23 protein-coding genes and 7 pseudogenes are annotated in these 23217 nt (G+C 48.0%); 18 read left to right on the top strand and 12 right to left on the bottom strand.

Going from position 1 to position 23217, the window contains the following annotated elements; genetic code table 11:
• Window positions 1-2: 2 nt before the first annotated feature.
• Window positions 3-707 (top strand): IS6-like element IS1006 family transposase, encoded by a 705-nt coding sequence (locus CDG55_RS00480; RefSeq protein WP_001067784.1) that lies wholly within the window; start codon window positions 3-5, stop codon window positions 705-707.
• Window positions 708-834: 127 nt separating this feature from the next.
• On the opposite strand, the gene CDG55_RS00475 is transcribed toward CDG55_RS00480, so the two are convergent.
• Window positions 835-1173 (bottom strand): hypothetical protein, encoded by a 339-nt coding sequence (locus CDG55_RS00475; RefSeq protein ID WP_032073153.1) that lies wholly within the window; start codon window positions 1171-1173, stop codon window positions 835-837.
• A gap of 58 nt (window positions 1174-1231) precedes the next feature.
• On the opposite strand from CDG55_RS00475, the gene CDG55_RS00470 reads away from it, so the two are divergent.
• The 3 genes from CDG55_RS00470 (at window position 1232) to CDG55_RS00460 (ending at window position 2831) form a co-directional block, all read left to right on the top strand.
• A complete protein-coding gene (locus tag CDG55_RS00470; RefSeq protein ID WP_032073134.1) occupies window positions 1232-2002 on the top strand; it encodes a hypothetical protein in 771 nt (256 codons plus the stop codon).
• Between the two features lie 240 nt (window positions 2003-2242).
• Entirely contained in the window at window positions 2243-2530 is a 288-nt protein-coding gene (locus CDG55_RS00465) for a BrnT family toxin (RefSeq protein ID WP_000438825.1), read from the top strand.
• Window positions 2517-2831: a BrnA antitoxin family protein gene (locus tag CDG55_RS00460; protein ID WP_004728120.1), complete on the top strand. Its 315-nt coding sequence runs from the start codon at window positions 2517-2519 to the stop codon at window positions 2829-2831. Before CDG55_RS00465 ends, CDG55_RS00460 begins: the two co-directional genes overlap by 14 nt.
• Window positions 2832-2919: 88 nt before the next feature.
• Here the strand turns inward: CDG55_RS00460 and CDG55_RS00455 are convergent, their stop codons facing one another.
• Window positions 2920-3450, bottom strand: coding sequence for a hypothetical protein (locus CDG55_RS00455; protein WP_000172759.1), 531 nt, complete (start codon window positions 3448-3450; stop codon window positions 2920-2922).
• Between the two features lie 219 nt (window positions 3451-3669).
• Here CDG55_RS00455 and CDG55_RS00450 point away from each other — a divergent pair, with 219 nt between their 5' ends.
• The 4 genes from CDG55_RS00450 (at window position 3670) to CDG55_RS00435 (ending at window position 6563) form a co-directional block, all read left to right on the top strand.
• Window positions 3670-4638: an IS30 family transposase gene (locus CDG55_RS00450; RefSeq protein ID WP_005804963.1), complete on the top strand. Its 969-nt coding sequence runs from the start codon at window positions 3670-3672 to the stop codon at window positions 4636-4638.
• 100 nt (window positions 4639-4738) lie between these two features.
• Complete coding sequence (locus tag CDG55_RS00445) at window positions 4739-5551, top strand: subclass B1 metallo-beta-lactamase NDM-1 (protein WP_004201164.1); 813 nt, start codon at window positions 4739-4741, stop codon at window positions 5549-5551.
• Between the two features lie 3 nt (window positions 5552-5554).
• A complete protein-coding gene (ble, locus tag CDG55_RS00440) occupies window positions 5555-5920 on the top strand; it encodes a bleomycin binding protein Ble-MBL (protein ID WP_004201167.1) in 366 nt (121 codons plus the stop codon).
• Window positions 5921-5924: 4 nt separating this feature from the next.
• Entirely contained in the window at window positions 5925-6563 is a 639-nt protein-coding gene (locus CDG55_RS00435) for a phosphoribosylanthranilate isomerase (protein WP_004201168.1), read from the top strand.
• 10 nt (window positions 6564-6573) lie between these two features.
• On the opposite strand, the pseudogene CDG55_RS15425 reads toward CDG55_RS00435, so the two are convergent.
• The 3 genes and pseudogenes from CDG55_RS15425 to cutA all read right to left on the bottom strand — a co-directional run.
• Window positions 6574-7140: pseudogene (locus tag CDG55_RS15425) on the bottom strand (twin-arginine translocation (TAT) pathway signal sequence domain protein); the annotation flags it as partial.
• A gap of 90 nt (window positions 7141-7230) precedes the next feature.
• A pseudogene (locus CDG55_RS15420) lies at window positions 7231-7605 on the bottom strand (protein-disulfide reductase DsbD domain-containing protein); the annotation flags it as partial.
• 4 nt (window positions 7606-7609) lie between these two features.
• Window positions 7610-7939 (bottom strand): divalent-cation tolerance protein CutA, encoded by a 330-nt coding sequence (gene cutA / locus CDG55_RS00425; RefSeq protein WP_004201171.1) that lies wholly within the window; start codon window positions 7937-7939, stop codon window positions 7610-7612.
• A gap of 193 nt (window positions 7940-8132) precedes the next feature.
• On the opposite strand from cutA, the gene groES reads away from it, so the two are divergent.
• From groES to CDG55_RS00410, 3 genes are all read left to right on the top strand, one after another.
• Entirely contained in the window at window positions 8133-8423 is a 291-nt protein-coding gene (gene groES / locus CDG55_RS00420) for a co-chaperone GroES (RefSeq protein ID WP_004201172.1), read from the top strand.
• Window positions 8424-8478: 55 nt separating this feature from the next.
• Window positions 8479-10119, top strand: a complete 1641-nt coding sequence (gene groL, locus CDG55_RS00415) for a chaperonin GroEL (protein WP_004201176.1) — start codon at window positions 8479-8481, stop codon at window positions 10117-10119.
• Window positions 10120-10343: 224 nt separating this feature from the next.
• Window positions 10344-11837, top strand: coding sequence for an IS91 family transposase (locus CDG55_RS00410; protein WP_043907034.1), 1494 nt, complete (start codon window positions 10344-10346; stop codon window positions 11835-11837).
• A gap of 249 nt (window positions 11838-12086) precedes the next feature.
• On the opposite strand, the pseudogene CDG55_RS00400 reads toward CDG55_RS00410, so the two are convergent.
• A pseudogene (locus tag CDG55_RS00400) lies at window positions 12087-12332 on the bottom strand (hypothetical protein); the annotation flags it as partial.
• A 349-nt stretch (window positions 12333-12681) separates the two neighbouring features.
• On the opposite strand from CDG55_RS00400, the gene CDG55_RS00395 reads away from it, so the two are divergent.
• Genes CDG55_RS00395 through CDG55_RS00385 form a run of 3 tightly spaced genes read left to right on the top strand, consistent with a single transcriptional unit; the run spans window position 12682 to window position 14285 of the window.
• The gene (locus CDG55_RS00395; RefSeq protein ID WP_012308653.1) at window positions 12682-13650 is read left to right on the top strand and encodes an IS30 family transposase; all 969 of its coding nucleotides are present in this window, start codon (window positions 12682-12684) and stop codon (window positions 13648-13650) included.
• Between the two features lie 50 nt (window positions 13651-13700).
• On the top strand, window positions 13701-14003 hold the full coding sequence (locus CDG55_RS00390; RefSeq protein WP_000286964.1) for a type II toxin-antitoxin system RelE/ParE family toxin: 303 nt from the start codon (window positions 13701-13703) through the stop codon (window positions 14001-14003).
• On the top strand, window positions 14004-14285 hold the full coding sequence (locus tag CDG55_RS00385) for an addiction module antidote protein (protein ID WP_000985609.1): 282 nt from the start codon (window positions 14004-14006) through the stop codon (window positions 14283-14285).
• A gap of 79 nt (window positions 14286-14364) precedes the next feature.
• Here CDG55_RS00385 and CDG55_RS00380 read toward each other — a convergent pair whose 3' ends face one another.
• Both CDG55_RS00380 and CDG55_RS00375 read right to left on the bottom strand, forming a co-directional pair.
• Window positions 14365-14784, bottom strand: a complete 420-nt coding sequence (locus CDG55_RS00380; protein ID WP_001180106.1) for an SMI1/KNR4 family protein — start codon at window positions 14782-14784, stop codon at window positions 14365-14367.
• Window positions 14785-14934: 150 nt separating this feature from the next.
• Window positions 14935-15303 (bottom strand): annotated as a pseudogene (locus CDG55_RS00375) (IS1-like element ISAba3 family transposase); the annotation flags it as partial.
• 80 nt (window positions 15304-15383) lie between these two features.
• On the opposite strand from CDG55_RS00375, the gene CDG55_RS00370 reads away from it, so the two are divergent.
• The 3 genes and pseudogenes from CDG55_RS00370 (at window position 15384) to CDG55_RS00360 (ending at window position 17673) form a co-directional block, all read left to right on the top strand.
• Window positions 15384-16226 carry a carbapenem-hydrolyzing class D beta-lactamase OXA-58 gene (locus tag CDG55_RS00370; RefSeq protein WP_002002480.1) on the top strand — a complete coding sequence of 281 codons (843 nt, stop codon included), beginning with the start codon at window positions 15384-15386 and terminating at the stop codon, window positions 16224-16226.
• A gap of 90 nt (window positions 16227-16316) precedes the next feature.
• A pseudogene (locus tag CDG55_RS00365) lies at window positions 16317-17023 on the top strand (IS1 family transposase).
• Window positions 17024-17196: 173 nt separating this feature from the next.
• On the top strand, window positions 17197-17673 hold the full coding sequence (locus CDG55_RS00360; protein WP_074163966.1) for an AraC family ligand binding domain-containing protein: 477 nt from the start codon (window positions 17197-17199) through the stop codon (window positions 17671-17673).
• Here the strand turns inward: CDG55_RS00360 and CDG55_RS15610 are convergent.
• The 4 genes and pseudogenes from CDG55_RS15610 to CDG55_RS00335 form a co-directional block, all read right to left on the bottom strand.
• Window positions 17636-18622, bottom strand: a pseudogene (locus tag CDG55_RS15610) (site-specific integrase); the annotation flags it as partial. The gene CDG55_RS00360 and the pseudogene CDG55_RS15610 overlap by 38 nt on opposite strands.
• A gap of 1113 nt (window positions 18623-19735) precedes the next feature.
• Window positions 19736-21107: pseudogene (locus tag CDG55_RS00345) on the bottom strand (IS1182-like element ISCfr1 family transposase).
• A 114-nt stretch (window positions 21108-21221) separates the two neighbouring features.
• Window positions 21222-22358, bottom strand: coding sequence for a DUF3883 domain-containing protein (locus CDG55_RS00340; protein WP_000080860.1), 1137 nt, complete (start codon window positions 22356-22358; stop codon window positions 21222-21224).
• A gap of 50 nt (window positions 22359-22408) precedes the next feature.
• Window positions 22409-22636 carry a hypothetical protein gene (locus tag CDG55_RS00335; RefSeq protein ID WP_000248278.1) on the bottom strand — a complete coding sequence of 76 codons (228 nt, stop codon included), beginning with the start codon at window positions 22634-22636 and terminating at the stop codon, window positions 22409-22411.
• A 23-nt stretch (window positions 22637-22659) separates the two neighbouring features.
• Between CDG55_RS00335 and CDG55_RS00330 the strand changes: the two genes are divergently transcribed.
• Window positions 22660-22851, top strand: a complete 192-nt coding sequence (locus tag CDG55_RS00330) for a hypothetical protein (RefSeq protein WP_000951934.1) — start codon at window positions 22660-22662, stop codon at window positions 22849-22851.
• Window positions 22852-23217 lie beyond the last annotated feature (366 nt).

Genomic DNA, 23217 nt, shown 5'->3' with positions numbered 1-23217 from the left:
ATATGAATCCTTTCCATGGTCGGCATTTTCAGGGCGAAATCATTCTTTGGGCTGTGCGCTGGTATTGTAAATATGGCATTAGCTATCGTGAACTGCAGGAAATGCTGGCCGAACGGGGTGTGAATGTTGATCACACGACTATTTACCGTTGGGTTCAACGTTATGCTCCTGAAATAGAAAAACGTTTACGCTGGTATTGGCGTAATCCTACAGATCTGAGCTCGTGGCATATTGATGAAACCTATGTAAAAGTGAATGGACGATGGTCTTATCTGTATCGTGCAGTCGATCAACGTGGCGATACCATTGATTTTTATCTTTCTTCTAGACGTAATACCAAATCAGCATATTGTTTTCTTGGAAAAATTTTAAATAATGTGAAGAAGTGGCAAATTCCACAAGTGATCAACACGGATAAAGCACCCACATATGGACGTGCTTTATCACGGTTAAAACGGGAAGGTAAATGTCCACCAGACCTTGAGCACAGGCAGATTAAGTATAAAAATAACGTGATTGAATGTGATCATGGCAAGCTAAAGCGGATCATCAGGGCCACATTAGGATTCAAATCTATGAAGACGGCTTATGCCACAATTAAAGGTATTGAAGTCATGCGTGCACTACGTAAAGGACAAGCATCGTCATTTTATTATGGTCAGCCTCAGGGTGAAGTGTGTCTAATCAACAGGGTTTTCGGTCTCTAAGTACTTTTTAAAGGGAACATCATCGACTCAAATCTCTATTTGCAACAGTGCCAATTATAACGCATTACGTATAAGGTGTATTATGTTAATTTTAGAAAATCTTTCTAATCAGAAATTTAGTTTTCTATTAAGTTCTATAGTGCGGATCTAAGCGTAATACTGTATTCACATCATATTCAGCATCAAAAAAATCACAAATTTTTGATACCTTACCTTTAATTAATAATTTCTTATCTAGATAGATGATCAATTTATTTTTATTTTTATCGAATATTACTCTTCCCCGAGGTACATCGTCATATTCAATTTCCCTTAGCTCAGAAAATTTATTTCGTAATTCATCCCAATAAGATACATGGTTGTAGGCACTATCAATCATACCTAAAGAATCTGAGCTATTAATATCAAACTCATGAGAAATACCAAGAACTTGATTTTTATAAAACCAAAATATACCTATTTTCAATGTTATTCTCCTAAGTTTTCATATATAACTTAAAAAAAATTAAGCAAGTAAACATACTATGATTGAATACTCAGAAAATTTAAATAAATTAAAAAATAACCTTATTACACATAAGGATTATCACCCTCTTTTACAAAAAATCAGCTTACCTTTCATTCCAGATTTTTTAGATAGTTCTTTTGACCAATCCAAAAATAAAGTAGTAATTGTTGGCCAAGAAACTTCTGGATGGGGGAAATTGAAATTAGATAGCTTTATATTAGGAAATTTAAGTACAAATGAATTAATTTCTGAAAGTAAAATTAGATACCGTAATCTTTATGAAAAGCCACCTGTGAGATCACAATTCTTAAAATTCTTAGGTAAAGTCAAAGAAAAAAATAATAACGAGTATATACAATGGTTAAACTTCTACTTCTTTGATTATAATAAAAAATCTTTTAACTTATTGAATTCAAAAAATAAAAGTATAGATTTGTATGAGCATCTTAAAGATATATCAATAGAAAACTTAGTAAATCAACTTGATAGATTAGAACCTAAAAATATTTTTTTCTTAGGTGCATATCATGGAAATTGGGAACAGTTGAAACTCAATTATGTTAATGACGAAGATATTCTTAACTTCAAAGAATCTATAGAAGGATTTAGCGTAAGATTCTGGAATAAAAAGACTTTAGTAATTCGACTCCCTCATCCTGCTTCTCGTGTTCCAAATAAAGGAAAAATTCAACAACAAGCTTTAACTTACTTTGATATTTTTAATAATCAAGCGGAGCAAAATCCTGAAAAATTTAAAGAATTGATAAGAGATAAATTACTTAACTAAAATATATTTAACATAATGGGCGTTATACGAAATGCACAAATTGAAAAATATAAAAATCAAAAACTTATGATATAAATTATTTGCTCGATGATGTTCAAAAGCCGACTTGGAAACAAGTCGGCTTTTTTATGAGCAGTTTTGATAGTTCTTGCCAATAAATTTGACTAAAAATTACGCTTCTCAACTTGAGTTATACAATTTTGTGATACATTATTGTATATACAAATTTGAATGTTTTTTATGGAACAGTATTTTGAATGGGATGAGGCTAAGAATCGAAAGAATCAGAAAAAGCATGATATCTCTTTCGAAACTGCAAGCCTTGTTTTTGAAGATCCATTACGGATCTCAATCCAAGACAGACATACCGATGGTGAAGAACGTTGGCAAACCATTGGACGAGTTAAAGGCGTACTAATGTTATTGGTGGCTCACACCATTTTTGATGAAGATGACTGTGAAATCATACGAATCATTAGTGCAAGGCAAGTGACTAAAGCGGAGCGAAACAAATATGAGCATGGTTAGATACTCACGCAAAGAGCTGAATGAGAAATTTGGTGAGAAGCAAGATGCTGAAATTCAACGCTTGCTTGCTAAAGGCACGGTTCCTGATGATCAGCTAGATCTATCAGATATTCCTGAAATTACCGATTGGAGCAGTGCTGTACGCCAAAATCAATTTTACCGCCCAGTGAAGCAACAAACTTCAATTCGGTTAGATGCTGATGTACTTGCTTGGTTCAAAGCACAAGGCAAAGGTTATCAAACACGAATGAATGAAATTTTACGGGATGCTATGCTGAAAGAATTAAAAAATCATCAATAAAAATGGGAGCTTAAGCTCCCATTTTTGACTTCGCATAACGCCCATTATGTTAATTTTAGTTTTCCTTAATACGACAAAAATATCTACTTCATTTCACGAGAATTTCTTTTGCTAAAAGTTCTTCTTTCGTTACACCGAAATATCTTATTTCTAATTTAGGCCTGCCTAACATCTTTAAAAGATTGTTTTCATCATTTATATTTTTTATAGCTTTGCTTACACAATCAATTACGTCATTAGTTTTAGAAATAGCTTCTTTTTCAGATACTTGATCGCTTACTTTTCGAGATATTAAGTCATCAAAATATATCCTATATTCTTCACAAACTAGATAAAAATAAGGGTCTAATCTATCTAAATCATATTCAGATTCAAAGGGTTTACGATCTAATAAATCTTTTTCAGGATAAATAATCAATTGTCCTGCATCGAACCAAAACTCCACAGAAAAATTATCAAACTCAATTCCATTTAAATCATTACTAAAATTTTGAAAATACTGTAATAAAAGATTTTCTATATCCTCTAAAAACTCTTTATTCTTAATATCAAATATTAAAGATTCATTAGAAATAGCTTTGATACAATCTTCTTGAATATCTAACCCCTTTAAAGTCATTTTTACTCCATTTAAATTTTTAGGTTTTGGTGCATTAAGAATTTTGATTAACTTAACATAATGGCGGTTATACGAAATTCACCGTTTCGAGCCCCAAATATCAAGTTTGGCAGAGTAAAACTTGAAGTGCGACATAAACCACCTAATTAATTTAAAGGGTTTATGGAGTATATAAAATTGTCATACCATCATCTTAACTTTGAAGATCGTACTGCATTAATGCTTGAGTCAAGAAAAGAAGGCTTTTCAGCCAGAAAATTTGCTGAACTCATTAAAAGACATCCTAGTACGATCTATCGTGAGCTTAAAAGAAATAGCATCAATGACGTTTATCAAGCTCGATATGCTTCTGATAACACCTTCGCTAGACGTAGACGTGGTCACAGAAAACTCAAAATCGATTCAATCCTCTGGAAATTTATTGTTGAAGCGATCCGTTGTTTATGGTCTCCTCAGCAAATAGCAAAGCGTTTAAAGACATTTCCTGATTTGGATCAAACAATGAATGTAAGCCATACAACGATTTATTCAACGATACGAGCATTACCAAAGGGTGAGTTGAAAAAAGACTTATTATCCTGTCTACGTCATGAAAATAAAAAGCGAAAAGCTAACGGTGAACCTAAAAAAGATTCTATATTACAGGATATTAAAACTATTCATGAGCGCCCAGCCGAAGTTCAAGAAAGAAAAATACCGGGTCATTGGGAAGCTGATTTAATTAAAGGTAAAGACAATAAAAGTTCGATAGCAACACTTATTGAACGAAATACACGGCTCTGTATCTTGGCAACATTACCTGATGCAAAGGCAGAATCAGTGCGCAAGGCTTTAACTGAAGCTCTGAAATATTTACCTGCAGAACTGCGTAAAACGTTGACCTATGACCGTGGACGTGAGATGTCAGAACATAAAATACTCGAAGAAGATTTAGGCATAGATGTATATTTCTGTGACCCACATTCACCCTGGCAAAAAGGCACATGCGAAAATATGAATGGTTTAATTAGGCAATATTTACCTAAAGGGATTGATTTAAATCAGGCAGATCAGCATTATTTAAATCAAGTTGCCATGTCACTGAATACTCGTCCTAGAAAGGCGTTAGATTGGCTTACACCATTAGAGAAATTTGCTCAGCTTGTTGATTATCATATGGCTTTTGAAACTGTCGCACCTCATGTTTGAATTCGCCCCATATTTTTGCTACAGTGAACCAAATTAAGATCATCTATTTACTAGGCCTCGCATTTGCGGGGTTTTTAATGCTGAATAAAAGGAAAACTTGATGGAATTGCCCAATATTATGCACCCGGTCGCGAAGCTGAGCACCGCATTAGCCGCTGCATTGATGCTGAGCGGGTGCATGCCCGGTGAAATCCGCCCGACGATTGGCCAGCAAATGGAAACTGGCGACCAACGGTTTGGCGATCTGGTTTTCCGCCAGCTCGCACCGAATGTCTGGCAGCACACTTCCTATCTCGACATGCCGGGTTTCGGGGCAGTCGCTTCCAACGGTTTGATCGTCAGGGATGGCGGCCGCGTGCTGGTGGTCGATACCGCCTGGACCGATGACCAGACCGCCCAGATCCTCAACTGGATCAAGCAGGAGATCAACCTGCCGGTCGCGCTGGCGGTGGTGACTCACGCGCATCAGGACAAGATGGGCGGTATGGACGCGCTGCATGCGGCGGGGATTGCGACTTATGCCAATGCGTTGTCGAACCAGCTTGCCCCGCAAGAGGGGATGGTTGCGGCGCAACACAGCCTGACTTTCGCCGCCAATGGCTGGGTCGAACCAGCAACCGCGCCCAACTTTGGCCCGCTCAAGGTATTTTACCCCGGCCCCGGCCACACCAGTGACAATATCACCGTTGGGATCGACGGCACCGACATCGCTTTTGGTGGCTGCCTGATCAAGGACAGCAAGGCCAAGTCGCTCGGCAATCTCGGTGATGCCGACACTGAGCACTACGCCGCGTCAGCGCGCGCGTTTGGTGCGGCGTTCCCCAAGGCCAGCATGATCGTGATGAGCCATTCCGCCCCCGATAGCCGCGCCGCAATCACTCATACGGCCCGCATGGCCGACAAGCTGCGCTGAGCCATGGCTGACCACGTCACCCCCAATCTGCCATCGCGCGATTTCGATGTGACAGAGGCGTTTTATGCGAAGCTGGGCTTTGCGACGAGTTGGAAGGATCGCGGCTGGATGATCCTGCAGCGCGGCGGTTTGCAGCTCGAATTCTTCCCCTATCCTGACCTCGACCCAGCTACGAGCTCGTTCGGCTGTTGCCTGCGGTTGGATGATCTCGATGCCATGGTGGCATTGGTGAACGCGGCGGGAGCCGAGGAAAAAAGCACCGGCTGGCCGCGCTTCAAAGCTCCGCAACTGGAGGCGAGCGGCCTGAGGATCGGCTACCTGATCGATCCCGACTGCACGCTGGTGCGGCTGATCCAGAACCCCGACTGACCGCATGCCCGCGAAAATCAAGATTTGCGGGATCAGCACACCCGAGGCGCTCGATGCGACCATCGCGGCGCGGGCGGACTATGCCGGGTTGGTGTTCTATCCAGCGTCGCCCCGTGCGGTTACGTCGAATGTCGCGGGCGCTTTGACATCGCGCGCAGCTGGCCAGATCGCCATGGTCGGTTTGTTCGTCGATGCGGATGATGCTGTCATCGCCGACGCACTGGTGGCAGCCAAGCTGAACGCGCTGCAGCTGCACGGTTCGGAATCGCCCGAACGCGTGGCCCAGTTGCGCGCGCGGTTTGGCAAGCCGGTGTGGAAGGCGCTGCCCGTCGCCAGCGCCAGCGATGTCGCACGCGCCGCAGCCTATGCCGGGGCGGCGGACTTGATCTTGTTCGACGCCAAGACCCCCAAAGGCGCGCTGCCCGGCGGCATGGGGTTGGCGTTCGACTGGTCGCTGCTGGCCGGATATCGCGGTGCCTTGCCGTGGGGGCTGGCAGGCGGGCTAAATCCGACGAATGTTGCCGAGGCGATTGCGCGCACCGGAGCGCCGCTGGTCGATACCTCCAGCGGCGTCGAAAGCGCGCCGGGCGTCAAGGATACCGACAAGATTACCAATTTCGCCTTTGCGGTGCGCTTGGCCTAAATCGCGTCGATCAATAGGCGTCGTTCAGCGCAAAGATCGGCTTGCGGGTGCGCCACTGCCCTCGGGTGAAGTCGGGAAAATCTAACGTGCGATTGCCCTCAGCAATCGATTGTTCCGACAGAGGCGTGATCGCGCTCCAGGCCAGCGCGTCGTAAATGTCGATTGGCATCGGGGCCTTGGCCTTCAGCGCCTCGACAAAAGCGTGGATCACGAACCAGTCCATCCCGCCATGCCCGGCCCCTGCCGCCAGATCGGCGTAGCGTTTCCATAGCGGGTGATCGTATTTCGCAAACCAGCCCTCGGCAGGCTCCCAGCGGTGCGGCTGTGGGCTCTTGCCCTCCAGATAGATCGACTTGTTGACGTCCATCCACAGCCCCTCGGTGCCTTGCACCCGAAAGCCGAGAGAATAGGGGCGCGGCAGCGAGGTGTCGTGGCACAGCATGATCGTTTCACCATTAGTGCAGCCGATCATGGTGTTGACCACATCACCCAGTGCGAATTTCACCTCGGCGTTGGGATGATCGGCAGAGCCGTTCTTGACGACATAATCATGCAGCCCGCGCGCCTTACAGCCGAAGCCGCCAGCGCCCGCTTCGCCCGGCAACGCGACCTTCAGGGTGCGGGTCTGCGGCGGGTAGCACACGCCGGCATCGGCGCAGCCCTGGTACTTCACGGTCAGGGTGGTCGCGCTCGCGCCGGCCGCGGGCGTGCCGGTGAGGGTGCCGAGCAATTCCTTGCGGTAGGTTTCGACGTCGCCGAAGAATTCGTCGCGGTAGGCCTTGCCCTTCGGCAGCGCCATGGTCGCGCCGGTGAAGGCGGCATCGGCCTTGACCGAGGTGCGGTGCCGGTACAGGTAATAGCCGTCGGCGATCCGCCAGCGCACCTCGATGCGGTCCGGCGCGGTGGCCTGCGCGGACAGGACGAAGACCTCGTCGACCGGCGGCAGTTCGAAGTCCTGGGCGACGGCCGAGGTCGCGGGCAGCGCAAGCAGCAGGGCGAGCCCGGCCAGCCAGCGGCGCAGGCGGATCGTGGATGCGGTCATTGGCTCAGTTTACCGGTCGGCTCTCGGCGGCCAGCCATTGCAGGTATTCGGGCAGGCCGGACGCGGCTTCGACCGCGAGCAGCTCCGGGAGTTCGTAGGGATGCAGTTGGCGCAGGCGTTCCTGCAGGGCGGGGTAGGCCTCGGCACTGGTCTTGACCAGCAGCAGGACCTCGGCCGCGGCCTCGACCTTGCGTTGCCAGCGATAGACCGAACGCAGGCCGGGCAGGAGGTTGACGCAGGCGGCCAGGCGCTCGGCCACCAGCGCGGTGGCGATGCGCTCGGCGCTGTCGGCGTCGGGACAGGTGCAGAAGCAGATCAGGGCGCTCACCGGCATAGGGTAGCGGCTGCCCCGATCCGGCGGGCCTGGCGGACATCCGCGTGCGGCCCTTGAAAGTCGGCGGGCCCGCCCCATCTCGGTGGCATGCCGGGTTCGCCCGGTTCTGTTGTCCGCGGTTTGGCACTCGCTTCGCGCGACTGCTAAAATCGCCGGGTTTTTCCACGTCAATCAACCATTTACCGAGGTTGCCATGTCCAATATCAAGCCGCTGCACGACCGCGTGGTCATCAAGCGCATGGAAGAAGAGAAGCTGTCCGCCGGCGGGATCGTGATCCCGGATTCGGCCACCGAGAAGCCGATCAAGGGCGAAGTCGTCGCCGTCGGCACCGGCAAGGTGCTGGACAACGGCCAGGTCCGCGCGCCGCAGGTCAAGGTCGGCGACAAGGTGCTGTTCGGCAAGTACAGCGGCACCGAAGTGAAGCTGGACGGCGTCGAGCTGCTGGTGGTGAAGGAAGACGACCTGTTCGCGATCCTCGGCTGATCGCGCGTCGCTCCCACACATTTCTCATCCGAATAATTTTTCGAGGTAATTCGCAATGGCTGCCAAGGACATTCGTTTCGGCGAAGACGCGCGCTCCAAGATGGTGCGCGGCGTCAACGTGCTCGCCAACGCCGTGAAGGCGACCCTCGGCCCGAAGGGCCGCAACGTCGTGCTGCAGAAGAGCTACGGCGCGCCGACCATCACCAAGGACGGCGTCTCCGTCGCCAAGGAAATCGAACTGGCTGACGCGTTCGAGAACATGGGCGCGCAGATGGTGAAGGAAGTCGCTTCCAAGACCTCCGACAACGCCGGCGACGGCACCACCACCGCCACCGTGCTGGCGCAGGCGTTCATCCGCGAGGGCATGAAGGCGGTCGCCGCCGGCATGAACCCGATGGACCTGAAGCGCGGCATCGACCAGGCGGTGAAGGCCGCGGTCGGCGAACTGAAGTCGCTGTCCAAGCCGTCGTCGACCAGCAAGGAAATCGCCCAGGTCGGCGCGATCTCCGCGAACTCGGATGCCAACATCGGCGACCTGATCGCGCAGGCGATGGACAAGGTCGGCAAGGAAGGCGTGATCACGGTCGAGGAAGGCAGCGGCCTGGACAACGAACTCGACGTGGTCGAGGGCATGCAGTTCGACCGCGGCTACCTGAGCCCGTACTTCGTCAACAACCAGCAGTCGATGTCGGCCGACCTGGATGATCCCTTCATCCTGCTGTACGACAAGAAGATCTCCAACGTGCGCGACCTGCTGCCCGTCCTCGAGGGCGTGGCCAAGGCCGGCAAGCCGCTGCTGATCGTGGCGGAGGAAGTCGAAGGCGAAGCGCTGGCGACCCTGGTGGTCAACACCATCCGCGGCATCGTCAAGGTCTGCGCGGTGAAGGCCCCGGGCTTCGGCGACCGTCGCAAGGCGATGCTGGAAGACATGGCGATCCTGACCGGCGGCGTGGTGATTTCCGAGGAAGTCGGCCTGTCGCTGGAGAAGGCCACCATCAAGGACCTCGGCCGCGCCAAGAAGATCCAGGTGTCGAAGGAAAACACCACCATCATCGATGGCGCCGGCGAAGGCGCGGGCATCGAGGCGCGCATCAAGCAGATCAAGGCGCAGATCGAGGAGACCTCCTCCGACTACGACCGCGAGAAGCTGCAGGAGCGCGTGGCCAAGCTGGCCGGCGGCGTTGCGGTGATCAAGGTCGGTGCCGCCACCGAAGTCGAGATGAAGGAAAAGAAGGCGCGCGTCGAAGACGCCCTGCACGCGACCCGTGCGGCCGTCGAGGAAGGCATCGTCCCGGGCGGCGGCGTCGCCCTGATCCGTGCCAAGGCGGCGATCGCCGGCATCAAGGGCGTGAACGAAGACCAGAACCACGGCATCCAGATCGCCCTGCGCGCGATGGAAGCCCCGCTGCGCGAGATCGTGACCAATGCCGGCGATGAGCCGTCGGTCATCCTCAACCGCGTGGTCGAAGGTTCGGGTGCGTTCGGCTACAACGCCGCCAACGGCGAGTTCGGCGACATGATCGAGTTCGGCATCCTGGACCCGACCAAGGTCACCCGCACCGCGCTGCAGAACGCCGCGTCGATCGCGGGCCTGATGATCACCACCGAAGCGATGGTGGCCGAGGCCCCGAAGAAGGACGAGCCGGCGATGCCGGCCGGCGGCGGCATGGGCGGCATGGGCGGCATGGATTTCTAAGCCCCGCGATCCATCAAGCAAGACCACAAAGCCCGGCCTCGTGCCGGGCTTTGTGCGTTCTGGCGTCCGAGGCGGGAGACTTCCTACCCGCCCCGCGGCAATGTCTGACGCGAAGATCAGAAAACGCCGATATGAACGCGTGCTCGCGGGCGCAACCCTGAGCAGCCGTCCCTGCAACGGAGCGCTGCGTGCCGCGCCTGACCGCACCCCGGCGGCAGGCCGAGGTGTGCGCGCCACTGCCGGCCGCCCACGCCGCTGCGCGTTACGCGCGCCACCTGCCCGAGCGCACGCTGCTGTACGCGCTAGTGCAGGCGCACTACCCGGACTTCATCGCGCGTCTTGAGGCCGAAGACCGCCCGCTGCCCGAGTATGTGCGCGAGGAGTTCGAGACCTACCTGCGCTGCGGCGTGCTCGAGCACGGCTTCCTGCGCGTGGTCTGCGAGCACTGTCGTGCCGAGAGGCTGGTGGCGTATTCCTGCAAGAAGCGCGGGCTGTGCCCGAGCTGCGGCGCACGGCGCATGGCCGAGTCGGCGCGGCATCTGGTGGACGAGGTGTTCGGCCCGCGGCCGGTGCGGCAATGGGTGCTGAGTTTCCCGTACCCGTTGCGCTTCCTGTTCGCCAGCAAGCCTGAGGCGATCGGCCCGGTGCTGGGCATCGTGCATCGTGTGATCGCCGGTTGGCTTGCCGATCAGGCCGGCGTGCCGCGGGATACGGCGCAATGCGGCGTGGTGACCCTGATCCAGCGCTTCGGCAGCGCGCTGAATCTCAACATCCACTTCCACATGCTGTGGCTCGACGGCGTGTACGAGGACACCACCGAGCGTCCGCAGCGCAAGCCGCGCCTGCACCGCACCCGTGCGCCCACATCGGCGCAACTGACGGAACTGGCCAACACCATCGCGCATCGCGTGTGCCGGCACCTGTCGCGCCGCGGCTGGCTCGAAGGCGAAGACGAATCCGTGTTCCTGTCCGACAGCGCGGGTAGCGACGACGGCATGGATGGGCTGCGGATGAGTTCGATGACCTACCGCATCGCCACCGGTCGCGACGCTGGCCGCAAGGTCGTCACGCTGCAAACGCTGCCTGGCGACGCCGGTCCGCTGGAGGGCGACGCCGGCAAGGTCGGCGGCTTCTCGCTGCATGCCGGCGTGGCCGCGGAAGCACACGAAAGCCACAAGCTCGAAAAGCTGTGCCGCTACATCACGCGCCCGGCGATCAGCGAGCAGCGGCTATCGATCTCGCCACAGGGCAGGGTGCGTTACCAGCTCAAGACGCCGTGGCGCAATGGCACCACGCATGTCGAATGGGATGCGGTGGACTTCATCGCCAAGCTGGCGGCACTGGTCCCGCCGCCACGCGCGCATCTCACCCGCTTCCACGGCGTATTCGCCCCGAATGCAAACCTGCGCGCGCAGCTGACGCCCTCGGGGCGCGGCAGGCGGCCTGCGGGCGATGCGGCGCCAGTGGACGTCAGCGCCCACGACGAGCCGCGCAGCCCCGAGCAGAAGCGCCGTGCGATGAGCTGGGCGCAACGGCTCAAGCGGGTCTTTTCCATCGACATCACCACCTGCGCCCACTGCGGCGGCGCGGTGCGGATCGTCGCCAGCATCGAAGACCCCAAGGCCATTCGCGCCATCCTCGCCCACTTCGAGAAACACGGCGCGCTGGAGCAAGCGCACTACCGGCCCGCAGCGCGCGCCCCGCCGCCCGCCGCGTGATGAGGCGCCGGCCACACAGCCGGCAGCCAAGCCAGAGTCCGATCCGATGCGGCCACGACCCCGCAGGGCTGCGCTCGGCCCTGTGCCGGGATTCGGTGAGAAATGGCTACGCACTGAGCCGCTGCGTGGCCCCGCGATGTCGAAAACCCACGCATGAACCCCCGATCTGTGCCCGATCTGTGCCCAAAGCGGCGCTTGCGCGGCCGCTTCCTACCCGCCAGACTCGCCAAAAAGGGCGGTTGAACTTCCTATACCCATATCCCACTTTAGGTTTGGCAGCACCTTTTCAATCAGGTGGTTGTTTACACCAATCCAGCTATTGGCCAATTGAATATTGGTTTCGTCTACTTTTTTTGATTTTTTAAACAGCTTGGTAAAACCGAGTGCCAAAACAGGGGGACCATGTAAAAACGTGCTTCCTGTAATGACTGAACCAACTGTGAGTCCTTTACTGACTTTTTGCAATAAGGATGCTTTTTTATGAGCAGTAGACATAAATCTAACCTTGAGTGTAGAGATTTAAAAAAATGTTCCAACTATAAACAACGGAAATTGAAATACAATTGTATATTTGAAGATGTTGACATTTTTTATGGATTTACCCATTTTCTGCAATTTTAATCCACTTTATCATAAGTGAAGCATTGGTATTTGGTGTATAAAGTTCTTAAAAACTTTTATTGAAACATATATCTCATGTTTTTAGAAATCCGATAAATTGAAAACAATGGAGGGCAGAGTAAAACTTGAAGTGCGACATAAACCACCTAATTAATTTAAAGGGTTTATGGAGTATATAAAATTGTCATACCATCATCTTAACTTTGAAGATCGTACTGCATTAATGCTTGAGTCAAGAAAAGAAGGCTTTTCAGCCAGAAAATTTGCTGAACTCATTAAAAGACATCCTAGTACGATCTATCGTGAGCTTAAAAGAAATAGCATCAATGACGTTTATCAAGCTCAATATGCTTCTGATAACACTTTTGCTAGACGTAGACGTGGTCACAGAAAACTCAAAATCGATTCAATCCTCTGGAAATTTATTGTTGAAGCGATCCGTTGTTTATGGTCTCCTCAGCAAATAGCAAAGCGTTTAAAGACATTTCCTGATTTGGATCAAACAATGAATGTAAGCCATACAACGATTTATTCAACGATACGAGCATTACCAAAGGGTGAGTTGAAAAAAGACTTATTATCCTGTCTACGTCATGAAAATAAAAAGCGAAAAGCTAACGGTGAACCTAAAAAAGATTCTATATTACAGGATATTAAAACTATTCATGAGCGCCCAGCCGAAGTTCAAGAAAGAAAAATACCGGGTCATTGGGAAGCTGATTTAATTAAAGGTAAAGACAATAAAAGTTCGATAGCAACACTTATTGAACGAAATACACGGCTCTGTATCTTGGCAACATTACCTGATGCAAAGGCAGAATCAGTGCGCAAGGCTTTAACTGAAGCTCTGAAATATTTACCTGCAGAACTGCGTAAAACGTTGACCTATGACCGTGGACGTGAGATGTCAGAACATAAAATACTCGAAGAAGATTTAGGCATAGATGTATATTTCTGTGACCCACATTCACCCTGGCAAAAAGGCACATGCGAAAATATGAATGGTTTAATTAGGCAATATTTACCTAAAGGGATTGATTTAAATCAGGCAGATCAGCATTATTTAAATCAAGTTGCCATGTCACTGAATACTCGTCCTAGAAAGGCGTTAGATTGGCTTACACCATTAGAGAAATTTGCTCAGCTTGTTGATTATCATATGGCTTTTGAAACTGTCGCACCTCATGTTTGAATTCGCCTTTATTTCTTGCATAAATGTATCCTATAGGATACATTCTACTTATGTACTCAATATATACCACTGAAGTCTTTGATGACTGGTTCACCAAGTTAAAAGACCAGCAGGCAAAAAGACGCATACAAGTCCGAATTGATCGGGTTGAAGATGGAAACTTTGGAGATACTGAGCCGGTCGGTGAAGGTGTTTCTGAATTACGTTTCTTCTTTGGGCCAGGCTATAGGATTTATTACTGCAAGCAAGGGCAAAGGGTTGTTATTCTTTTAGCAGGCGGAGATAAGTCTACGCAAAGTAAAGATATAAAACTTGCCCTGCAATTGGCACAAGATTTAGAGGAGGAGCTATAAATGGCTATTAAACTTCGCAAATGGGACAGTGCTGAGCATCTTAAAACAGAGGATGATATGCAGGCTTACTTACAAGCATGTATTGAAGAATCTAATGGCGATGCCGCATTCATTGCAAAGGCTTTAGGTAACATTGCAAAAGCTAAAGGAATGGCTCAATTATCACGAGATACAGGCTTAGGCCGAGAAAGTCTTTATAAAGCACTTTCTGGTGATGTTAACCCTAGTTTTGATACTGTGATTAAAGTTGTAAAAGCACTGAATTTACGCTTAGCAATTTAAAAAAAGTTATTAAAAAATGGAGCTTTAGGCTCCATTTTTTAATTTCGTATAAGGTGTATTATGTTAATTTTAGAAATTCTTAATTTCCATCTATCCAAACTTGCTTGATCCAATCTGCTAAATCTTCCCACTGCTCATCGCTATATCCATCTGCTGTCCAATATCTAATTTTATGATTAGGAGATAGGCAATAATAACTACCATTATCTTCACAAATAGGTAGCCAATCTTCTGGCAGACCTTGCTCCCTAGCATCATTTAATATCTGAGATAGCCCTCGATAGCATTCTTTCTCATCTGTAAGAGACGCTAATTCAATTGTTCCATAAAAGATATTGCTAATCTCTTTCAAAACTTTTTTATAATCTTTTGGAAAAATAAAACCTATTTTTCGTTCATAAGCAGATATGAAAATATCATCAGGTAGTTCTATGTTTAGACGACTATTCCCAGATAGTTCTTTTAATTCTTGAATAATGTTATCAAGCTTATTTTGCATATACATTCTGCTCTATCGCATTAAAGTTCTTACTACAATTTAACATAATGGCTGTTATACGAAACGAGAGTGTTAGAACCCATTTAAAGTGTCTATATTCTCACCAATAAAAATGTCCGGTTTCTCCGAGGTAAAATATGACTTTTGAACAAAAATAAGCCATTGTTTATTCTTTTTATTTCCAACAAAATTCCAGAACTCATCTACTTCGAGAGATTCATAATGACTTTGCTGAGGCTGAATTTCATAGGTTGATTCAGTTAAAGTACGTAAAACTTTACCGATACTGATGCGCTCAACTTCAGCAATATCTCGTATACCGCTGCCTCTGACCATCAACTGTAATATTTTACGAGTAATACCTGACTTACATCCTAGATAGCTCAGTGCATGATCACCAATAAACTGACGTTTACAGTCTTTGCACTGATAGTTTTGTTTCCCATCTACTTTGATACCATTTTTCTTTATACTATCACTGAGGCAGGTTGGACATTTGATTGCTAGAGTTATTTGCATTTCTCTATTTTATCAAAATCCAATCGGCTTTTTCTTCAGCATACTTTTTGAAACACTACCAAATTTTAAAGTTGTATATCATGAAATTATTAAAAATATTGAGTTTAGTTTGCTTAAGCATAAGTATTGGGGCTTGTGCTGAGCATAGTATGAGTCGAGCAAAAACAAGTACAATTCCACAAGTGAATAACTCAATCATCGATCAGAATGTTCAAGCGCTTTTTAATGAAATCTCAGCTGATGCTGTGTTTGTCACATATGATGGTCAAAATATTAAAAAATATGGCACGCATTTAGACCGAGCAAAAACAGCTTATATTCCTGCATCTACATTTAAAATTGCCAATGCACTAATTGGTTTAGAAAATCATAAAGCAACATCTACAGAAATATTTAAGTGGGATGGAAAGCCACGTTTTTTTAAAGCATGGGACAAAGATTTTACTTTGGGCGAAGCCATGCAAGCATCTACAGTGCCTGTATATCAAGAATTGGCACGTCGTATTGGTCCAAGCTTAATGCAAAGTGAATTGCAACGTATTGGTTATGGCAATATGCAAATAGGCACGGAAGTTGATCAATTTTGGTTGAAAGGGCCTTTGACAATTACACCTATACAAGAAGTAAAGTTTGTGTATGATTTAGCCCAAGGGCAATTGCCTTTTAAACCTGAAGTTCAGCAACAAGTGAAAGAGATGTTGTATGTAGAGCGCAGAGGGGAGAATCGTCTATATGCTAAAAGTGGCTGGGGAATGGCTGTAGACCCGCAAGTGGGTTGGTATGTGGGTTTTGTTGAAAAGGCAGATGGGCAAGTGGTGGCATTTGCTTTAAATATGCAAATGAAAGCTGGTGATGATATTGCTCTACGTAAACAATTGTCTTTAGATGTGCTAGATAAGTTGGGTGTTTTTCATTATTTATAAGAATTAGAAGTTTGAGGTTAATCTATTTTTGGTAGTGTTTCAAAAAGTATGCTGAAGAAAAAGCCGATTGGATTTTGATAAAATAGAGAAATGCAAATAACTCTAGCAATCAAATGTCCAACCTGCCTCAGTGATAGTATAAAGAAAAATGGTATCAAAGTAGATGGGAAACAAAACTATCAGTGCAAAGACTGTAAACGTCAGTTTATTGGTGATCATGCACTGAGCTATCTAGGATGTAAGTCAGGTATTACTCGTAAAATATTACAGTTGATGGTCAGAGGCAGCGGTATACGAGATATTGCTGAAGTTGAGCGCATCAGTATCGGTAAAGTTTTACGTACTTTAACTGAATCAACCTATGAAATTCAGCCTCAGCAAAGTCATTATGAATCTCTCGAAGTAGATGAGTTCTGGAATTTTGTTGGAAATAAAAAGAATAAACAATGGCTTATTTACGCCTATCATCGAGAAACAGGTGAAATTGTTGCTTATGTTTGGGGTAAACGAGATTTAGCTACAGTCTAACAATTGAAGACAAAGCTTAAACAATTAGATATTCACTACACCCGAATTGCAAGTGATCATTGGGACAGTTTCATCACTGCTTTTAAAAATGGTAAGCAAAGTATTGGTAAATTTTTTACTGTAGGTATTGAAGGCAATAATTGCAAAATAAGGCATAGAATTAGGCGTAGTTTCAGAAGAAGCTGTAATTTTTCAAAAAAGCTTGAAAACCATTTTAAAGCTTTTGATTTAGCCTTCTTTTCTTTTACATCAATAATGGCTTCATTTAAAGGCAGCATACTTTTTGAAGCACCACCAAAATTTTATGTTAAGTAGAGACTAAAAATGCCCTTGATTAAGGGCTTACAAGGGCATTTTGTATAAGGTGTATTATGTTAATTTTAGAATTTCTTCATTAGATAATTTTTGATAAGCTAAATCCATTAGGACTAATTAAGTAAATATGAGCAATTGGGTCAATGTCACACAGGATAAGTCTACAGGTATAGAACTAATTCATGCCCACTTCAAAGGCTTTGCATACGATCCTCATCTACACTCAAGTTATCTTATAGGGGTAACAGAGTTAGGACATCAACAATTCAATTGTAGAAAAAAAATTATTGATAGCTATCAAGGTCAAACTTTCATGCTTGAACCTGAAGAAGTTCATGATGGTAATGCACCAGATCCTCTCGGCTTCACTTATAAAATGATGCATTTAGATCCAGCATGGTTAAAAAAAAGCTATGAAGGAATATTTAATGAGCCTATCGAACTTGCTATCGAATCAACCCTACGTTCTGATCCTCAACTTTCACATTTGATACTTTCAACCTACAATATATTGAATAACAATGAATCTCAATTGATGAAAGATACGTATTTAGATCTTTTATTAGAAAACTTAAAGCAGAATAGGGAGGCTTTAAGGATGTAAATAAGATATGTGAAGGAATTTCTTTTCGGATTTCATTTATATAGATTTGAAGAATTCTGTAGTCTCGTTCCTGCAGTTTAATTACTCGGTACGAATATTCATTTTTGATTTTTGGCTTTTTTGATCGATCATCGAACTCATCATCTGTATTTGTAATAATTAAACTAAAACTATGATTCTGAATTGATTTTTTAATAGAGTTGGTTGTTAGTAGCATAAGCTCACCAATTCTAAGACCATAGTTGAGCATGAGATGTATGATCAGAAAGTTTCTGAGTTGTACATTTTTAGATCTAAAAGGATTTAATTCATTGTATTTATTAGAGTTACTTGGTGAAATGACTGAATACAATCCTTTAATCATTTCCTGATTCATGCTCTTAAAATTATGATTTATCTCACTTTTAATTGTCTTATTGGCTTTTGAAAAATTATTTATAATTTTTTTCTTTATTGTCATATATTTATTCAAGTTTTCTTTAATTTTTTGAATTTCCTTCAACGTAAGTTGTGGCTGTGATTGCATGCTTAAGTATTCATTAATCAAGAAGTTGTAAAACTTTAAGAAGGATCTAACTCTATGACCAATTGTTGTGTAATTAATATGTTCTGAATTGCTTAGCCGTATAAGATTACTTTCAAGTTTTTTATTATTTTCTAAGTAAACAATGAAATTATCAATTTCACATTGAATGATCTCAAAATTATAGGATGTCGAATAGAACGACTCACAAAAGGACGTGGCAAACTTTTCAAACCAAAATTCATACCAAAATTTTATTGCGATTAAATCTGCATGCTGCGTAGAGATACTTTGAAATCTAAGAAATTTCATGGTGTACAGCATAGGGTACATACATGGACAGAATGAATCTAAATCAAATAAAAGAATAATTTGATTTTCGTTTGAGACTTTCTTTTCTAAATGAATTGTTTTTAAAGCAAACATAGTAAAGTTTATGAATTATTCTTAAGGTCAACATATCATATTTTATGATTGAAATAGAAATTAGTTAAGTTATTGAATCTTAGTTCAAGAAAGAAAAATATGAAGTTATTGTTAGGTGTATCGGAATTGTCATAATTAAAATTCTCAAAGGAGTAGAAAAGGCACTACCCCACAATTTTTTTCTCTCAAAATGTCATTCACTGTCATTTTTTAGTGGCAAGTACCAGGTGCAATTCTTTTTACGGTGTATTACACCGTAGATGTTTTGAGTGAGCTTAGCTGGCACCGTAAAAGTTTTGATCGACAAAATATCCAAAGTCAACTGGACTGTTAATCCATTTGCTAAACAAAACGTGAAACAGCAAATTATTGTAGTCTATATATTTTTCATAATTGTTCACGATACCTAAGTTCAGCAAGTTTTTTTCAAACTCAATGCGTTCAATGGGTTCTGATTTCACAAATGCATGGATGGATGCTTTGATTGTGGGAGGAAAATAAAGTGTCATCCTAACTACAGGACCCTGCAACGTAGCAATTCCTGCAAAAATCCATTTAAAACAATGACTTATTTCAATTCTGCCATCTGCAAGCGTTTTGTGGGGATGGAGGCCGGAATCATTAAAGTATCATCCTAATTTTCGCTCAACCTTGGAAAATGCTGAGAATCGTAAAAATAAAGTTTCATCCTTTCCGCTACTAGTTCAAGGCTTTCTTCCGGCCGCCGGCAACAACGCTGCTTGGCTGAGGCGATCCACTTGCGCTACCGCTCACTGATCAGATCGAACTTGAACTCGACGAGCAGCCAACCATCAGGCCGAGCGTGATCGCCAAAAAAAACGGATCATGCGAAATCCTTCGTTGAGTTTGGCGCGGGTTTTAGCAAATCAGCTGGCCCGCGATCCGGTTGAGAGTGATCCGAAGCGGTCCTTGACGACCGGCACAAATCGGCCGATTCTGTTGAAAAAGTAGCTTTAGCGGCAGCCTGCCGATCAGGTGTGCCTGCTGTCGAAGTGGCTGCAAGCCACTTCAAGTTGCCTTCCGGCGTTTCACTGAGCGTCCTTGCTCAGGTTTAAGGGTTAATTTGAGGGTTTCTGCTCGTAGCAGGCATACCTATCCCGTCAGCGGTGGCCCTTGAGGCAAAAGCTTGGCCATGCGGCGCAGGTTCTGCACCATCGCAGCCAAGGTGAATTCGTCAGTGGCACCCGTTAGGCCACGCAGTCGTAAACGGTCGAGTTTCATGATCCGTTTGAGGTGGGCGAAAAGCATCTCCACCTTCTTTCGTTCGCAGCGAGAGACGAGGTACTCCGGTGTCTTGGCGATGCGTCGAGCCACGTCGCGGGCAGCCTCATGGATGCTGCGGACGATCTTCCGATTCGGCGTGTTGGGGCAGCATTTCGCTTTCAACGGGCAGGTGGCGCAGTCGGTTTGGCTGGAGCGGTAAATGACGGTTTTGGCCTTAGTTACCCGCGACCTTTGCTGGGTGAAGGCGCGCCATTCACTGCGTAGCGGTTTGCCGGCTGGGCAGCGATATTCATTGGCGTCCTGACTCCAGTGAAAGTCGTTACTGGAGAGGCTGTCGTCCTTGCGCTCGGTCTTGTCCCACACCGGCACATGCGGTTCGATGTCCTTTTCTTCGACCATCCAGGCCAGCATCGGGGCGGTGCCATAAGCGGTATCGCCGATAAGGCGTTCCGGTGTGAGATCGAACTGCGCCTCGACACGCTCGACCATCGTCCTAGTCGAATCGACTTCGGCGGTACGGTGCGCCGGGGTAGCTTCCACGTCCATGATCACACCGTGCTCAGTGTCGATCAGGTAATTCGTGGAGTAGGCAAAAAAGGCCGGGCCACCTGGCGCTGCTGTCCAACGGGACTGAGGATCAGTGAGCGAAATTTTCTTGGGAAGAGCCTCAGCCAGCGCCTCTTCATCAAGGGCTTCGAGGTACTCGCGCACTGCGCGGCTGCTGAGCTTTGGATCGTTCCAATCGACCTCATCTCCCGCCACCCCACGTTGCCGGCTGGCATCCGCCTTAATGATGCTGGCGTCGACGGCGAAACCTTCACCCTTGACTAGGCCGGCTGCCATGCAGCGCCGCAGCACCTCATTGAATAACCAGCGGAATAGATCGCTGTCACGAAAACGCCCATGGCGATTCTTCGAGAAGGTCGAGTGATTGGGGACTTCGTCTTCCAGACCCAACCGGCAGAACCAGCGATAGGCCAGGTTCAGGTGCACCTCTTCGCACAATCGCCGCTCGGAACGAATGCCATAGCAAGTAGCCGACGACCAGCATGCGCACCATCAACTCCGGGTCAATCGAGGGACGCCCGATGGGGCTATAGAAATCTGCCAGGTAGGCACGTAGATCACTGAGATCCAAGCACTGGTCGATGCTGCGCAGGAGATGTTGGGCCGGGACGTGATCTTCCAGATTGAACGAGTAGAACAGGCGCTGCTGTCCTCCCGGTAACTGTCCCATCATGCTGTTCGCCCCCACGCTCGCTGACAAAGCAATTTTGCCAACGGCATGGGGAGGCCGCTACTTTTTCAACAGAATCGGCCGCACACAGCCATTCGGCTCAACAGAACCCTGCCTTTACCCCACCAAACTCCGGAAACTCGCCCGGTAGTCCGTCGGCTTGAGATGCACATGTTGGCTGAGGTCGCCGGGTAGCGTGAACAGGCGCGGACCGTCCCGAAACTGGAACACGCGATACAGATGGAATTGATCGCCCGCCTCCTTGGAGAATTCGAGTTCGTTGTGGCTGACCAAGAAAGACGAGCCTACCCCGCCATTGGTGGTTTTCACCTCGATGAAGCGCTCATGGGCGTCCTCTTCGAACGACAGGATGTCGAACCCCGCACCGTCTCCCTGGGTGTCGGACACCCAATCCAGCCGCTGAAAAAGCTCTGGGTGGCCGAGCTCGGTCAGGCGTTGCTGTTCGTAGCCAATCACCCACTGCTCCCCTGCCCGGCCCAGCTTGCGGTTGGCTTCATCGCGAGCGGCATAATCGAACTTTCGCGGTAGGCGTTGCCGTAGAGATGCCGGGGTACGCACAAGCACTTCACGGGCGGGTGGTTCTACCAAAGCCGCTCGGTAGGTTTTGTCACCCGGAAGTTTTACCTCCTCCAGGGCATCGACAAGAGCGCCGACCGTCTGCTGATGTTCCAGAACGTAGGCGTGTACGGATTTACGCAGCAGCAGTTGGCTGTTGCCGCGTGGCTTGTAGCCGTTGATATAGGGCAGGCCCAGGGCATCGAGTACGGCGCTAATGTTCTGGTGCTTGAGCTCGACTGAAGACTTGCTGCGACCGTTCAGCAGTTGGCGCAGTGCCTGGTTGTGCTCGGACTTGTTGTACGGCTCCCCAGCCGCCTCGGCACGCAGCATGTCGAAATAGTCTTCGACCGTGGCCAGGACCTCTTCTTCGGACCAGTCTTCGCCGATGCGAATGATGCGAAACCCGAGCCGCGTCAGCGCCGGAACGACGGTCGCCTCGCCACCGGAGAAGCTGTCAGCAGTGAGCGGGCCCTGCTCGGGAAATTGCTTGCCGAAGGCCACACCGGCGATGGCCTTGGAATCGCAATCGGTGCCGGTCTTCGGATCACGTACCAGGAAGTCGCGGGACTTGCCGTAGCCGTGGCGCGCCAGGAATTTCGTGCGGCCCAGTTGCACGAACTCATCGATGGCAGCCTGCACGGCGGCGGGGCTTCGAAGCTGGGAGAGTTGAGACACAGGGTCCTTCCTTACTGTCATGGTGTGCCGGGAACCGCCGAGCCACGAGATTATGAGTAGCCCCTGAACAGAAACGTCACGATAAAAGCCGTGAACGCCACCAGGCCCATTAAATCCCTTGCGTATTTGCAGCCCGTGCTGTCCAAACCTGTACCAGGTCCGATCAACACGCTCCAACCATTGAGGTACGAAAACACCGCCTGACCGAACAAAAAATGCGTGATAGCCGCCGCAGCCATGACGCCGGAATCGTCAGACAGGCTGTAGCTGTTGACCATTGCCCTGTACGCCTGCATCTGAAATGGCTATTGCCCTGATGGGAGCCGGCTTTTCAGCCACCGACACCAGCGATGCCGTCAATATTCTTTACCCGATAACCATGACCGTACAAGCTAACAAGGCCTGGCAAGCCAGCGGACTTAAAAAGTCTTTTTTTCTACCATCCCACAAAAAAGTTCGTGGTGGAGAAAAGATAAGCTATGCAAGGCTTTAGGAGACGTGGTTTTTCAGGATGACGAAGAACGATTCGGCGCTAGGTGCAACATAGGTGCATCGCACGAGCGCTAGGAACGGCGAAAAAAGGCGGACGTGGCGAAATCGGTAGACGCAGCAGACTTTAAAATTGGAGTGCCCGCGGGGAAATCCGCGGAGTAGAACCGCTCAAAGTCGGGGAACGCTAACGGGCAATACCCTAAGCCAATCCCGAGCCAAGCCCCTTCGGGGGAAGGTGTAGAGACTGGACGGGCGGCGCCTAAAGCCTTCGGGCAATGGCGAAGGGACAGTCCAGACCACGAACGTCATCAGACGGCGGCGAAAGTCGAGGTGGTACGAAAATCTGCTTCTCTGTGAGAGTACGGGT

It is taken from the genome of Acinetobacter sp. WCHA45 (genome assembly GCF_002165255.2).
In the GTDB taxonomy this organism is placed as follows: domain Bacteria; phylum Pseudomonadota; class Gammaproteobacteria; order Pseudomonadales; family Moraxellaceae; genus Acinetobacter.
This window is presented reverse-complemented; position numbering and strand designations above follow the sequence as displayed.

Coding starts and splice junctions, on each gene's coding strand:
- CDG55_RS00435 (WP_004201168.1), top strand. CDS start 5,925: ATGCCCGCGAAAATCAAGATTTGCGGGATCAGCACACCCGAGGCGCTC.
- CDG55_RS00470 (WP_032073134.1), top strand. CDS start 1,232: ATGATTGAATACTCAGAAAATTTAAATAAATTAAAAAATAACCTTATT.
- groES (WP_004201172.1), top strand. CDS start 8,133: ATGTCCAATATCAAGCCGCTGCACGACCGCGTGGTCATCAAGCGCATG.
- ble (WP_004201167.1), top strand. CDS start 5,555: ATGGCTGACCACGTCACCCCCAATCTGCCATCGCGCGATTTCGATGTG.
- CDG55_RS00480 (WP_001067784.1), top strand. CDS start 3: ATGAATCCTTTCCATGGTCGGCATTTTCAGGGCGAAATCATTCTTTGG.
- CDG55_RS00370 (WP_002002480.1), top strand. CDS start 15,384: ATGAAATTATTAAAAATATTGAGTTTAGTTTGCTTAAGCATAAGTATT.
- CDG55_RS00455 (WP_000172759.1), bottom strand. CDS start 3,450: ATGACTTTAAAGGGGTTAGATATTCAAGAAGATTGTATCAAAGCTATT.
- CDG55_RS00465 (WP_000438825.1), top strand. CDS start 2,243: ATGGAACAGTATTTTGAATGGGATGAGGCTAAGAATCGAAAGAATCAG.
- CDG55_RS00360 (WP_074163966.1), top strand. CDS start 17,197: ATGAGCAATTGGGTCAATGTCACACAGGATAAGTCTACAGGTATAGAA.
- cutA (WP_004201171.1), bottom strand. CDS start 7,939: ATGCCGGTGAGCGCCCTGATCTGCTTCTGCACCTGTCCCGACGCCGAC.
- CDG55_RS00380 (WP_001180106.1), bottom strand. CDS start 14,784: ATGCAAAATAAGCTTGATAACATTATTCAAGAATTAAAAGAACTATCT.
- CDG55_RS00445 (WP_004201164.1), top strand. CDS start 4,739: ATGGAATTGCCCAATATTATGCACCCGGTCGCGAAGCTGAGCACCGCA.
- CDG55_RS00390 (WP_000286964.1), top strand. CDS start 13,701: ATGTACTCAATATATACCACTGAAGTCTTTGATGACTGGTTCACCAAG.
- groL (WP_004201176.1), top strand. CDS start 8,479: ATGGCTGCCAAGGACATTCGTTTCGGCGAAGACGCGCGCTCCAAGATG.
- CDG55_RS00395 (WP_012308653.1), top strand. CDS start 12,682: ATGCTTGAGTCAAGAAAAGAAGGCTTTTCAGCCAGAAAATTTGCTGAA.
- CDG55_RS00450 (WP_005804963.1), top strand. CDS start 3,670: ATGCTTGAGTCAAGAAAAGAAGGCTTTTCAGCCAGAAAATTTGCTGAA.
- CDG55_RS00385 (WP_000985609.1), top strand. CDS start 14,004: ATGGCTATTAAACTTCGCAAATGGGACAGTGCTGAGCATCTTAAAACA.
- CDG55_RS00335 (WP_000248278.1), bottom strand. CDS start 22,636: ATGGTCAACAGCTACAGCCTGTCTGACGATTCCGGCGTCATGGCTGCG.
- CDG55_RS00460 (WP_004728120.1), top strand. CDS start 2,517: ATGAGCATGGTTAGATACTCACGCAAAGAGCTGAATGAGAAATTTGGT.
- CDG55_RS00330 (WP_000951934.1), top strand. CDS start 22,660: ATGGCTATTGCCCTGATGGGAGCCGGCTTTTCAGCCACCGACACCAGC.